Origin of the sequence: Desulfosporosinus metallidurans (genome assembly GCF_001936615.1) — a bacterium.
In the GTDB taxonomy this organism is placed as follows: domain Bacteria; phylum Bacillota; class Desulfitobacteriia; order Desulfitobacteriales; family Desulfitobacteriaceae; genus Desulfosporosinus; species Desulfosporosinus metallidurans.
Map to the genome: position 1 here is coordinate 1 of NZ_MLBF01000083.1, position 12321 is coordinate 12321.

The window sequence follows — 12321 nt, forward strand, 5'->3', positions numbered from 1 at the left end:
ATCCGAGCTCAAATATCTACAACAATAATTACCAACACTACTGGAAACAATTACATACTTAACATGTTCCCGCGTTCTACCTATGCCTTAAAACCACCTAAACCTAGCCCTATAAATATGTTCCCGTGGTCAATCCTGGTCCTATAGAATTGTTAAACGATTTACGCCCAAACCCCAGAGCTATTGCTACAAGCCGATTTCATACTGTGCATTTTCTCATACTTACGACGGTCTCCACGTGCCTTGTCCACGGAAACATAATTCTAAATAAGGTATTTAAGCTACTTCCACCCCAACTTCAGATTTTGTTGCTTCAATACATAAAGTTCTTGAAGCTTCTCAATGAAAAACTTTTGAATTGATACTATATGGTCTTGTTCCGCCAAGAAACTCAGTAAAGATTTGTCAAAGCTTATACCAGACCATTTTGAATTGTCATCGAGGTCATACCCCTCCCACTCAGGATTATTACCTAGAAACTCATTCATTGCCTTTATTACTTCTTTTCTTTTATTACATGTTGGGCTTACTTCGTATTGGACGCAAACAAGCGGATACTCATCTTCGGTTAAATGAAAGCCACATCCTACCCATGTCCCATTGTTTTGATCAGTTATTTTATAATACCTGTATTTATCTCTTAACTGTACGCATCTATTCGACCAGCCAGTAGCTTTTTCAAATAGTTTTGTCATTTTATCATCGACGGTACCGTCGAGGCATTCGTCCATCATATGCTGAAGTCTGCTCATTTCTTGAATCGCATATATGTCTTGTGGTAAAAACTTTCTACTTTCGTTCAACCCTATCTCCTCCATAAACTCTATCACTCTATTTAGATATGAATCTTTATGGTTCCTTATCCAATTATAAATTTTGTACCATCTTAGCTGAACGAATTTTGCAGTAACCCCACTTCGAAAGATAATATCAACATCCTTGGGATCGTCATACCGGGTTACGTAAATCAGGAAGGTTATATAACCGTCATCATAGTACGGTTTAAGATGGTCAGCATATCTTTCCAATTGGGTATACCCCTCCTGGGATTCCACCTTATTTTCAAAGAATAGAATATATTTCTTGTCACCTTCTCGGAATTGAATTACTAAATCTGGTCTACTATCGGTATCATGTGTGTTTAACTTTAAGAACGTTTTTTGTGTATCGATACTTACATTATGCGGGTTGACAAGAGGTATTTCTAAGAACGCCTTTAGAAAACCTACGAATAAATGATTTTCATTAAACATATCTGCAAAAACTTCAGTTAATAGATCTTCATACATGCTGGACTGGCCTTTTCTAAGCAAGGCATGAATATCTTTGAATAACGCCATGTGTCACCTCATTAAATAGCAATTTCAAAAACCATACCATTATTTACTAATTTCTTTGTTTATTCTTAGAATCCTGCAAATTAAATATTTTTTTATAAACCAACAAAAACTTATACTTTTTAACGATTCCTCAAACCTTTTAACGATTCCTATACTTTTTAACGAAAGGTAGGACTTGTCCCCAAGGGGGGTGCATCTTTTAACGAAAAGGGTGCAAAAAACAAAAAAGCACCGCTTTGAACGATGCTCAATCTGCCCTAAAACGCCGAAAAGCCCAGCAATGCTGGACTTTTTATGTCAATTAATTGTATCAATTATTGAGTGCTTATTTGGTGGAGGCGAACCACGACCAATAGTAGCCACAATATCTCGTAAAGATTTATTTGCTTTAAAAAATTTACTCTAAAAAAGTGCTGACTTATTGTAGAAAGCCAGCACACCCTATACATTTATCGTAAATTGACTTATTGTGCCAACTCATGCCCATATATTTTATAATCCAACAAGACTATTTGAAGCTCAACATCACCTACAAGCCCTTATTCCTTCCCGCTGTACACCATCGCCTTTAGCCTTTTCATATACCCAAGAATCATTTTAATTACCTCGGTTGTCATCGCATCCAGTCGGTGAAAAGTAGCTTCATCAATATACTGCCTTCTAAATGCCTGGTCAAGCCAACTTCTTACTTCACTTGCACTTCCTAGTGCATTATTGAAGAAACTGAATTGCTTTTTATCATATAGTTGTCCATTTCCCTCAGCTATATTTGCTGATATGGATGTTGTAGCTCTTACAATCTGAGAAGTCATGGCATACTTTTCGAAATCAGGAAAATCCCGTACTATTCGATAGACCTCATCGGACAACTCCATTGCTTTTTGCCAAACTGTCAGTTGTTTAAAATCTTTTATCGATACGTTTTCAGGGATATTATCTTTGCTCAATTGTTTACCACCTTTCTTAGTAATTTGGATTAAAGTTGATAGGAATAATCTTGAACCTAGACCTAGTGCCTAATGCCAAGAACCTGAACCAATACCCAATGCTCCAGGCCTAGAACCTTATTCCAGCGAACTCCCCCAATTCTTCCATAGCATCTCCATGTCCTCTACATCTTGGCTTATATCTAGCCCTTTTTGCTCTCGTATCATTATTCTCACATTTAGAATGCTCTCAGTCACTTTAAACCACATTTCACCGACTTCCTCAATCGTAGTATCTTCTTCAGACAACTTCTCCAGAACTTCGTATCTAATCATTATCAGGGTTGAATACATTTTACCTAACTCTTTGATGTCTGAATTATTCTCAAGAGATGCCCTAAAGATGGCCTTCTCAATGTTTTCTAACGTTCGTATGTCCAACTTTTTTACTCACCCCCCTTTCTTAATATCATTATAGAATTTTGGCAAGGGGGTTGTATGCAGAAAAACGGTTCGAGGAGGTCGAACGATTGTGGGTAGGGATTGGTTTTAGTTTTTAGGTTCTAGAGTTATTTTGGTCTAAGTATTTTGGCTCTAGGTCTAAGATTCTAAATACAATGGCTATTTGATTCGAGAGATTCCTACAATAATTCAGGAAAAGGCAATAAAAAACCAGGGGGTTCCCTGGTTGAAAATATACGTATAATAGCTATGTTGAGTTAAAGCAATGATTAAGCGGATAAATAAAAGATTCCTATATTCCAGTCCCCGCCCCTTGAACCTTTCCAATATGTACTACTAGACTATTACTAATTTCAGCCTTATTTAATCGCCAAATGCTTAACTCTTCGCTCAAAGCATAACCCCCTCCGCTTGTATGTTTCGATAAAGTAATGTTTCTTGAAACAAAGAGTTTTTATAATTATTATTAGACATAATAATTGGAGAAATTAGAACGTCAAATTCTAGATTTACAACAAAGACGCATTCGATAATTTTATCTCTAATTCCCAAATTATCCTCTGTTACAATTACTAAAATATCAATATCGGATTCTGATGTATCTGTCCCTCTGGCGACTGAGCCAAAAAGTATTGTAGAAACCAGTTCTTGATTTAATGCCAGATTTAGTAAATGATTAAACTTTTCAATAGGCGTTTGATAATTCATTTTAACTTAACACCTCCCATTAGATTATAATACACTTTTCAATATTTTCCCATAATTCATTTCGCCAACTATCGCAAGATTGCTCTATACGATTTTAGATTGATTACTTAGTTAATCTGTTAAAAAATAACCCCATTTTAACTTACTGTGTTGGTATTATAGTTGGAGATTATTGATGATATGCGGGGTTGATGGAGGGAATTAGGGGGTAAGGGGTAAGGTATCCTTGGACTATCTCCCCTTACCTCTCGCACTGAACTACCTTAACTCGTAACCATAATTCTCAAATCAAAACAATCTTTATGTTATCCCATATAACGCTAAATTTTTTCACCATTCTTTTTACATTTCCACCATAAAGCTCACCCTGGTTAACTTCGTCTATTATATTATTAAGTCCATACGTGAGCTTTCTCTCATTGAAATTAATCACTCCGCAATCATTTCTGTATATATAAAAATAAGGATATTCCCCTTTCCTATATTTAGAAAAACATGCTTTATCGCCAAAAACCTTAATCTCTTTTAAAAAGATATGTATTTGTACGTCTTCTACTTCGGGATTATCTATATTTAGTCGTATTAAGTCCTGAGCCATCCTTATCGCATTTCTTTTTTCAAATAATCGTTCTTCACTTAAAATAATTTTTATTTCCTTAAAAGGATGAGGTTGGGTAGCAAAAAATTCCATCGTATCCTCCATGTTATGTTTTCTCTATTTTACAGCTACCAAAAAATAAAGTAAAACTTCCTGCATATTATAGAAAAACACTAAAGAGAAGGGAGTTAAATATGGAATATATCGAAGGTAGCCCCAAAAATGAAATAGAATCTAAAGCATTAGAACATTTTTTAGAAATCAATAAAAATAACAATACAATCAAAATGAAAGTGTCTGATTCTAATATATATATCTATCCTAACGACTTACACAATGGTGTTGTTGCTTTGTGTTTAGAGAATCTACGTGCTCTTTATGATGATGAGAAAAGTAAAACTACAAACGACGATAGATTTATGGACTATGAAATTGACGGAGTAGTATATAAAGTACAGTTTGTTGGATTTAAAGAACTTGAAAGCATTCAACCGTATGGGTATTATGAAAAATTAGAGGGAAATTCGGGTTAGGGGGTTAATGGCATCCTAGAACCTAGAACCTATATGCCAAAATTAGAAACATCCCTTTAACCCCCACAGCAAAAAGCAGGAGAGGCGGTAATCTGCCTCTCCTGCTTTTTGAACTACATATTCACACCTTTTAACGGAGGCAATTTTTGCCCAGGCTTACTGATATACAGTGTAAGTGTATTAGATTCATCATCTATTCTAATTCCATACTCCCTGTTGTCAAAACTATAAGTTTTTGCAGTGTAAGAATAACTGCCACTCCATGAAGCATCAACCATGTTATAGATTTGACTATATCCAGTAGGACTGTAGAATTTAAACAATTCTTTAGCTATAGGTTTAATTTTGCCATAACCTTGTTCTTGCTGTTGTTGATTTCCTGAGTTCCAAGCTTTAAAAACAATGTAACCATCCATTCCTGTGCCTGTAGGCATTGAAACTACACTCAATATGTGAATATTAGAGTTTCCTGCAATTGAGTAAAAAGTCGCAGTATTTCCTCCATTATTTAACCCCAACTCATCACAAATAGCCTTGATATTAGCTACGGGGTCAGGTGTCCACGCAACGACTGTGCCATCAAAGGAAACAATATTCGGATGGATGTTGGCATCATACAATTTTTTTAGATAAGCTTCAATGACCAGAGGAACCGCCATTGTCGTTGGGTCAATCAGAATGATTGGGTCTCCCCTGAAACTCCCACGGCTGAAGCCGTGGGGTTCTCGATTATTAGACTTTTTCTGCACTCTCGCCAACAAGTAGTTACAACATACAGACGCTCATCTGGTTCATCAAGACTTTTACTACCAAGGAAACCATTGTCCCCATTAGCGGTAGCTTACGCCCGTTTCAAGACGCATTATTTTTAGGCTCACTGGTTAATCGCTAAAGAATAAAGAGTGCTTAATTATTAAGTCCATATTATGACGCTATTCCCATACTAGAGATATTTTTTTTGGCATTATTTCTTAGTCTCAAAATTTCTTCATCATGAAGAGTTAAGAATTTGTCAAAGGTTTGAGTACATAACTCTTGGTTTACGGAAGTTAAGGTTTTATCTACATTCATTATTAGAAATGCTGAGTATAAATCTCGTTGAATCTTGATTTCTTGACCCATATAGATTAGAGCATTCCAACGCTCAGAGAGTTTTTTCTTCTGGTATTGATGATTCAAATGATTGTATTGACTTGCTTTTACATCTCTAGTAGAAATTTTACGAAGTCTTTTCTCTTGCCATTTGAGTTTGTTGTCTAATATCGTTAACAGTTTAGCGGGTGCTTTCTTAGCTAAGGATTTGCCGAAACGCTTCTTGCGTTTAAAGTTACCTTTGTCGTTCTTTTCCGTTTTCTTAGAGCGTTTTTGTAGAGCTTTAAAATTCATTTCTTCTACGTAGACTTCATTACCCAAACTAAGTATGTGATTAGCCAGTATATTATGGCTTAAACTTCTAAGGTCGGCTTGCTTGCGATAGAGATGCCTCCTTAATCCTTGAATCCTTAAATACTTTTTAGATTTAACCCACTGAAGTTTTATGCCTCGTTTAACTGTGCCGTCTATGTTGAAATTCTCTGGGTTTGTGGCTCTGCGTGAGCGGTCAAGATGACGATTTAATCTTCTAATCTCTTTATCAATATTGACGACATTAGGTGCTAATTCTATAAGTTTTACGTCGTTTGAACCAACTATACCAATGGTTTGTGTACCGATATCTAAGCCTACTCGACCTTCTCCTAGAACATGCTTTTCTTTAACGGGAGGTATTCCTTCTAGGATTAACTGGAGATAGTACTTATAGTTATCTTTTACCCATTTCCGAGAAATCCTACAGTACTTAACTTTGTCAAGGAGAGCAACCTGTGCATATCTATCATTTTTTCCTGCAATTACAGACATATTTAGTCCCAACCATTGAAGTTGATTATTTTTATACCTAATCCCTGCGGTATTAGTTTTACCCTCAACTGACATTAGTTCCCCGAATTTCTTGAAGTGTACCTTCTTTGTCTGATTATCAGTTAACAGCTTATTGATGGCTCCCCAAGCTTCGGAGGCAATCTTTTGTGCGGTATTTGAATCAATGCTCTTCTTAAAATGATGTTGCATCAGTTTAACGTAGTCATGTGTCTGATATTCCGATAAGCCGAATTGTCGATAAAGCTCCTTCATTTCTTTATATAAAAGGGCTTGTTGCTCCTTCAAATCAGGAAGAGGTTTATTCTTTGAATCCTTATATATCTTTTGATTGACTTTATTAATCTTAGCTGTTAATATTCGATAAGCTTTGCTCTGTATAAGATTATCGTGTCTCTTTAAAAGTTGACTTAAACAAGCATTATAAAGATTACGAGCAATCTCGAATCGTTTTGTTAATATATCTTCATCTCGTTTGTTCAAGTTAAGTTTTAACGTTAAAACATAGCTTGGGGTTTTGCTTTTGGACAAAACTATCATCTCCTTTATGACAATAGTACACAAAGGAGATTTTGAATTATATAGACTGTATGCTCTATAAGGTTCAATGTTATGAATATTAATCAAGGTTGAAAAGGACAATTCATCATCACGGCTGAAGTAGTGAGCTTTCTTGCACGATTGATTGATTGGTTAATAGTATCATAGCGACTAAAAACTATTTGCACTAATTAGAAACATTTACTTAACCCCCGCAAAAAAACAGGAGAGGCTTAAAACCTCCCCCTGAATATTAGACTTACATATTAACGCCTTTTAACGGAGGCAACTTCTGTCCAGGCTTACTAATAAAGAGCGTTAGCGAATTGGACGAATCATCGATTCTGATTCCATATTCTCTATTGTCAAAATTATAAGTTTTTCCACTATAAGCATAACTGCCACCCCAAGAAGCATCAACCATATTGTAGAGCTGAGTATATCCTGTAGGACTGTAAAATCTAAAGAGTTCTTTGGCGATAGGCTTGATTTTTCCATACCCTTCTTGGGTTTGATTTTGAGTAACAGGTTCCCATGCTAAAAAATTGATATAGGCATCCGTTCCATCGTTGGCTCTTGAGGATACTACAGAAATCACTGGAAACTTCGGAACTGGGTCGAAGCTTGCTCCCGTTCCTCCGTTTTCCAACCCCAACTCATTGCAAATAGCTTTAATATTAGCTACTGGGTCAGATGTCCAAGTAGAGGTCATTTTTAATTCAGTTACTTGAGCAACCCCATTGAGGATGTTCTCCACGTTTTGAACGATGGCATCGGGAACAACGACTGTGCCACCAAAGGAAACAATGTTCGGATGGATGTTGGCATCGTGTAATTTCTTCAGATAAGCTTCAATTGCAGGAGGAACCGCCATTGTCGTTGGGTCAATCAGGATGATGGGGTCTCCAGTTATCGAAGCCAACGCACTTCCTGCCAAAGCATCGGGGAAGTTCATGCCAGAGGCAAGATATAAGGTTTTAGGATTAAGGGAAAAGGTTGAAGCGATTTGCCCCGCAGTATCAAAGCGGTCATTCCCAGCTAGTCTAGTGATAAGGGTACTAGGTGCAAGGGATTGCACTTGAGCCTTGATACTGTCAGATACTACCGCATTTCCTCCGACGATATAAACCTGACTCGGTTGGTCATTCGTAATGAAGTCCATAACCCCTTGGCTCATACTTGAACCCACTAAAAGAATCGGGTATCCTTTACTACTCGCCACACTCGAAATACTGAGTGCATCGGGGAAGTTTTCTCCCGAAGCAATCACGACGGGCGTATTCTTAGCCACATTGAGCTTTTGAGCAATCAGGACATCCGTATCGTAGCGGTCATAGCCACCAATGCGGTCAATGTTATAGCTGGAACTCATTTGCTTTAAGAGCGTTTCAAAATCACCGCTGACAATTCCCGTTCCTCCAATGATGTGAACTGTCCCAGTCTTCGATAAGTGGTCAATGATGTATTTCAGGGCATCGTCTGAGGATTTGGTTGAGGAATCAACTAAGAGAATTGGAGCATTGAGTTTCTTTGCCAAGACGCTTGCGGAAAGTGCATCGGGGAAGTTATTGCCCGAAGTAATCAATACGTCTTGAACGGTTCCACTGTTCACCTGTTCGGAAATTGCTTTAGCCGTCTGAAAACGGTCTTGACCTGAGAGCCGATTACCGACAGCACCTTGAATCTGTACATTTTGAACATTTGCGACCACTGGTTGTGCTGTCTGAGCCTGAGCAGGGGTGCATCCAAAGGTTAAGGGAATAAGGAAAAATGGAAGTGTTAGCCTTGCTATGTTTTTTTTGTACAACTGTAACCTCTCCTCTTCTTTGAATGGAAACTTCTTCATGTGACTATTCTAGCCTTTTTGCTCCTAAATCTCCATAATTTTCTCTAATTATAGGTCTAAAGTCCTATGAAAATGCAAATTCACTCTCCAGCAACAGCACTTTTTACTAATTTTATTAGTAATTTGTTTTGAGACGAAACATATTTGGAAGACCAATTATAATAGATTACTCTTGCTATCGATTATATATTAGACGTATGAGTAGGGGCAAGTTTACTAAACCTACCCCTCCCATCCAACTGCACTTGCAACAAAAAAGAAGGGTTGTTATCCCTTCTTAGCTTCATTGTCCACAACAGACCCCGTAATTTTCTTTTAACATTTTCCTTATAGCAAAACCGAAATCAAGAATGCCCTCTCTTCGCGTAATTTTGACTCATTTAGTGGATATGGATTAAACTTCAGATTTTCTTCAATATTTTCCAGTCTAAGTTGTAGAAGTACTTCATTTTTTGTATCTACATCTATTTTCTTGAGTTCTTCTATATTCTGTCTTACAATATCTAAGTCGTCTTCCAAGACAGCCTCTTGTGATTCGTTGACAAAGTACTTTATTCGTGCAGAAGCGAAAGTGAACGAAAACTCCATCTCTTCTACCATCCATACTATTTTTAGTTTTTCGTTACCGTTATCGTTCAACTTTCGTTTCACGAGAGAATCAATATCTAATTTCTGATTATTAATATCAAAGAAAGTAATATCTTGGATAACACATTCTGGTTTATCGTCTCCATTATATTCTTCAAATAGAGTTTTCACAAAGGCGAATTTAGCGACAAATCTAAATTTTTCAATTAAAATATTTCCTTGTAATCTAATATTAGAAAAGTAAAGCATTGTATTTCCTCCTGTATTTCCTCCTATCAGTTCTTCTCAAGTCTTTCATTCCCTTTCGCTTTTTTATGCTCTTAAAGATTAATTTTCAACCACTTCAATCTCTCACTTTAAATAAAAAAACTTAGCAATATATCTATTCAAAGTATATTGCTAAGCTCAAAATTTGTCAATAATCTTTCTATTATATCATATATTTTAACTCTTGTAAATAATAATTGACAGGAGAAAAATGATTTCGCATTCAAATTTTAAAATAGGCACATATTGTATGGAGTGTTCAATATGATTTCTGTTTAACCCCCCCTTTATAGACAAGCCCTCTATCCATATTATAGTATTGATTTTGTCTCGTTCAGAATTTGAGTAAATTTTTATTACTGCAACGAACAATAAGTATCTTTTGTCATTTTTCGTTTGCATTTTCTCTAACCGCTCGGTATATAGTTGCTCGGCTGACCTGCGTAACATCAGCAATATCGTTGACCGTCATCTTATTTGTGTCTCTGTCCCTAAACAACTCTAAAGCATGTTGTAGCCTCTTATTTGCGTTGGTATACCTCTTGGGTCTACCTCGATACACCCCGCGTAGTTTCCCAAGTATAATTCCATCCCTCTGGCGTTCTCGAATCATGTCGGCCTCCAACTCACTTATAGCCGAAAAAACAGTCAGCATAAATTTTCCGTAGGTCGAGGTAGTGTCTACTGTCTGACCGCCCAAGTTTAGCACAATTAAGGACACACTTTTCTGGTTCAACAGCTCAATGGTGTTCAGTGCATCCTTCGCAGACCGAGCAAACCTATCAAGTTTTGTAACGACAATAGAGTCGCCTTTATTCACAGTTTCAATGAGCAGTTGGAACTGTGTTCTTTTGTTTATATCCCTGCCCGAGACCTTCTCTTTAAATATCTTTTCGCACCAATTTTCTTTCAATGCGTTTATCTGAGCAGTAAGGTCTTGTTCCAAGCTCGATACCCGAGCATATCCATATTTCATGCGTATTTCCCCCTTTATTTTTGATACATGTATATGAGACATTATATACTCAAGCATATCAACATATTCAAAGTGTATCAAGAGGGTAAACCCAAATGAGACATTAAACTAGGCTCTTTCGTAAATATTGTGTGGGTAAATTAGGTATTTAAAAAACACCTAATTTATTTACTTTAATTTTTTCCAAATCCTCATATCACTCTCATTAAGTTCTTATTATTGGGGTTACGTTCAATTTATCGAGCCATAAAAGTAGGAGTCTAAGGTCAAAAACCTCAGACTCCTACTTTTATAATAATCAGGATAAAACGCCTGGTTATTTTACCCCTCGTAAACTGCGTCGTGTATGTTTGATACTATTTGCAACTCCTCAACCTTCGTGGCTAAATTGCGAATTTCAGTTGAGATAGCACTGTTAAATTGTTTTTGAGACTCACGCAAATCGTGGTAGAGTGCATCCAGTTTCCGTCCAAACTCACTCTCCATTCGCACCTGGGACTCTTTGACCGATGTTAGTTCCGATTTGACCGAGGTTAGTTCCGATTTTACTGAGGATAATTCGGATTTTACTCCTGCAAGATTAGTACTCATATCCTTTTTGAATGTCTGAATTTCGTTGAATAATTTAGCAAACTGATTCATCATAAGTTCTTGAAATTTATCATTTTCCATTGCCGTCCACTCTCCTCTATTGGGGGTAGAACCAACCAAATTACGTCTATTTCTTGGCGTATTCATTCCGCAATCTCTCTAAATCCTCATTATGCGAGTCCAGCTTCGGGTATTCATCAAACATATATATTTCCCCACATTCGGGACAATAGTACCCAATCATAGACTTTATGATACTGTGATATATCACTATGTCATTTGAACCGCATTCTTCACACATCATGTGAAAGTCTGATTTTTTCATTGCTATGCCCCCTTTGGATATTGTACCATAAAGGGGAAAGGGACGGAACTAACAATCAAACGCCTTCGCGTTGACGGGACGGTTATACCATAAGCCCCCACTAAGCCCCATGGGTGTGGTATAATGAATTAATAAGAACTCGAAGGAGTTGGTTTTCTAAGATGGAGAACGAAGAATTTCAAAAGTTAGTGTTAGGGTATTTTGAAAGGATTGATAAAAGATTTGATGGGATTGCTGGAAAGCTTTCAGAGCATGACCAGAAATTTGATTCATTATCTAGCCAAGTTCAAGAGAATACACGCATTCTGAAAGCACTAGAGCACATAGCCGAAGTAAACAAAGCAGAACATGATAGCATGTCTTTTCAATTAGCAGAAATAAGTGGTGAAGTCAAATCTATGCGAAAAGATTTATCAAAGGTAGAACTCGTTACCGCAAGCAACTGGGAAGACATTGTAAGACTGAAATCAGTAAAGTGACTCTAGCCGTCTACCCATCAGTTCCTTGACACACATGCACTAGGAATAGGCAAGAGACTGCGTACTCACAAGGTATAGCAGTTTTTTATTTTCTACACGACAACGCGAAGGCGTTTGATTGTTAGTTCCGTCCTCACCTTTTCCTTAATCACCATATTCACCCCACTAATTACGAATTTTTAAATTTCAGTGACCAAAAAAAATATATTACAAAAAACGTAATAT

General features: G+C 36.9%; 14 protein-coding genes. 2 read left to right on the forward strand and 12 right to left on the reverse strand.

Annotation, left to right across the window (positions count from 1 at the left end; genetic code table 11):
* Nucleotides 1–281: 281 nt before the first annotated feature.
* The 5 genes from DSOL_RS24265 to DSOL_RS24285 form a co-directional block, all read right to left on the reverse strand.
* A complete protein-coding gene (locus DSOL_RS24265) occupies nucleotides 282–1340 on the reverse strand; it encodes a PD-(D/E)XK nuclease family protein (protein WP_075367305.1) in 1059 nt (352 codons plus the stop codon).
* Nucleotides 1341–1879: 539 nt separating this feature from the next.
* A complete protein-coding gene (locus DSOL_RS24270; RefSeq protein ID WP_235838986.1) occupies nucleotides 1880–2287 on the reverse strand; it encodes a four helix bundle protein in 408 nt (135 codons plus the stop codon).
* 117 nt (nucleotides 2288–2404) lie between these two features.
* Nucleotides 2405–2707: a hypothetical protein gene (locus tag DSOL_RS24275; RefSeq protein ID WP_075367306.1), complete on the reverse strand. Its 303-nt coding sequence runs from the start codon at nucleotides 2705–2707 to the stop codon at nucleotides 2405–2407.
* Between the two features lie 411 nt (nucleotides 2708–3118).
* On the reverse strand, nucleotides 3119–3436 hold the full coding sequence (locus DSOL_RS24280) for a nucleotidyltransferase domain-containing protein (protein WP_075367307.1): 318 nt from the start codon (nucleotides 3434–3436) through the stop codon (nucleotides 3119–3121).
* A gap of 283 nt (nucleotides 3437–3719) precedes the next feature.
* The gene (locus tag DSOL_RS24285) at nucleotides 3720–4127 is read right to left on the reverse strand and encodes a hypothetical protein (protein WP_075367308.1); all 408 of its coding nucleotides are present in this window, start codon (nucleotides 4125–4127) and stop codon (nucleotides 3720–3722) included.
* A 101-nt stretch (nucleotides 4128–4228) separates the two neighbouring features.
* Between DSOL_RS24285 and DSOL_RS24290 the strand changes: the two genes are divergently transcribed.
* Nucleotides 4229–4567, forward strand: a complete 339-nt coding sequence (locus DSOL_RS24290; protein ID WP_075367309.1) for a hypothetical protein — start codon at nucleotides 4229–4231, stop codon at nucleotides 4565–4567.
* 113 nt (nucleotides 4568–4680) lie between these two features.
* Here DSOL_RS24290 and DSOL_RS24295 read toward each other — a convergent pair whose 3' ends face one another.
* The 7 genes from DSOL_RS24295 to DSOL_RS24325 all read right to left on the reverse strand — a co-directional run bounded on the left by DSOL_RS24295 (nucleotide 4681) and on the right by DSOL_RS24325 (nucleotide 11617).
* A complete protein-coding gene (locus tag DSOL_RS24295) occupies nucleotides 4681–5328 on the reverse strand; it encodes a hypothetical protein (protein WP_170871609.1) in 648 nt (215 codons plus the stop codon).
* Nucleotides 5329–5491: 163 nt separating this feature from the next.
* Nucleotides 5492–7015 (reverse strand): hypothetical protein, encoded by a 1524-nt coding sequence (locus DSOL_RS24300; RefSeq protein WP_075367311.1) that lies wholly within the window; start codon nucleotides 7013–7015, stop codon nucleotides 5492–5494.
* Between the two features lie 268 nt (nucleotides 7016–7283).
* A complete protein-coding gene (locus tag DSOL_RS24305) occupies nucleotides 7284–8831 on the reverse strand; it encodes a cell wall-binding repeat-containing protein (RefSeq protein ID WP_075367312.1) in 1548 nt (515 codons plus the stop codon).
* A gap of 366 nt (nucleotides 8832–9197) precedes the next feature.
* Nucleotides 9198–9707, reverse strand: a complete 510-nt coding sequence (locus tag DSOL_RS24310; protein ID WP_075367313.1) for a hypothetical protein — start codon at nucleotides 9705–9707, stop codon at nucleotides 9198–9200.
* A gap of 403 nt (nucleotides 9708–10110) precedes the next feature.
* The gene (locus tag DSOL_RS24315) at nucleotides 10111–10701 is read right to left on the reverse strand and encodes a recombinase family protein (RefSeq protein WP_075367314.1); all 591 of its coding nucleotides are present in this window, start codon (nucleotides 10699–10701) and stop codon (nucleotides 10111–10113) included.
* Between the two features lie 321 nt (nucleotides 10702–11022).
* Entirely contained in the window at nucleotides 11023–11373 is a 351-nt protein-coding gene (locus DSOL_RS24320) for a hypothetical protein (RefSeq protein ID WP_075367315.1), read from the reverse strand.
* A 46-nt stretch (nucleotides 11374–11419) separates the two neighbouring features.
* Nucleotides 11420–11617, reverse strand: coding sequence for a hypothetical protein (locus DSOL_RS24325; RefSeq protein ID WP_075367316.1), 198 nt, complete (start codon nucleotides 11615–11617; stop codon nucleotides 11420–11422).
* 161 nt (nucleotides 11618–11778) lie between these two features.
* On the opposite strand from DSOL_RS24325, the gene DSOL_RS24330 reads away from it, so the two are divergent.
* A complete protein-coding gene (locus DSOL_RS24330) occupies nucleotides 11779–12096 on the forward strand; it encodes a hypothetical protein (RefSeq protein ID WP_075367317.1) in 318 nt (105 codons plus the stop codon).
* Nucleotides 12097–12321 lie beyond the last annotated feature (225 nt).

Coding starts and splice junctions, on each gene's coding strand:
- DSOL_RS24320 (WP_075367315.1), bottom strand. CDS start 11,373: ATGGAAAATGATAAATTTCAAGAACTTATGATGAATCAGTTTGCTAAA.
- DSOL_RS24265 (WP_075367305.1), bottom strand. CDS start 1,340: ATGGCGTTATTCAAAGATATTCATGCCTTGCTTAGAAAAGGCCAGTCC.
- DSOL_RS24330 (WP_075367317.1), top strand. CDS start 11,779: ATGGAGAACGAAGAATTTCAAAAGTTAGTGTTAGGGTATTTTGAAAGG.
- DSOL_RS24280 (WP_075367307.1), bottom strand. CDS start 3,436: ATGAATTATCAAACGCCTATTGAAAAGTTTAATCATTTACTAAATCTG.
- DSOL_RS24285 (WP_075367308.1), bottom strand. CDS start 4,127: ATGGAATTTTTTGCTACCCAACCTCATCCTTTTAAGGAAATAAAAATT.
- DSOL_RS24325 (WP_075367316.1), bottom strand. CDS start 11,617: ATGAAAAAATCAGACTTTCACATGATGTGTGAAGAATGCGGTTCAAAT.
- DSOL_RS24310 (WP_075367313.1), bottom strand. CDS start 9,707: ATGCTTTACTTTTCTAATATTAGATTACAAGGAAATATTTTAATTGAA.
- DSOL_RS24315 (WP_075367314.1), bottom strand. CDS start 10,701: ATGAAATATGGATATGCTCGGGTATCGAGCTTGGAACAAGACCTTACT.
- DSOL_RS24290 (WP_075367309.1), top strand. CDS start 4,229: ATGGAATATATCGAAGGTAGCCCCAAAAATGAAATAGAATCTAAAGCA.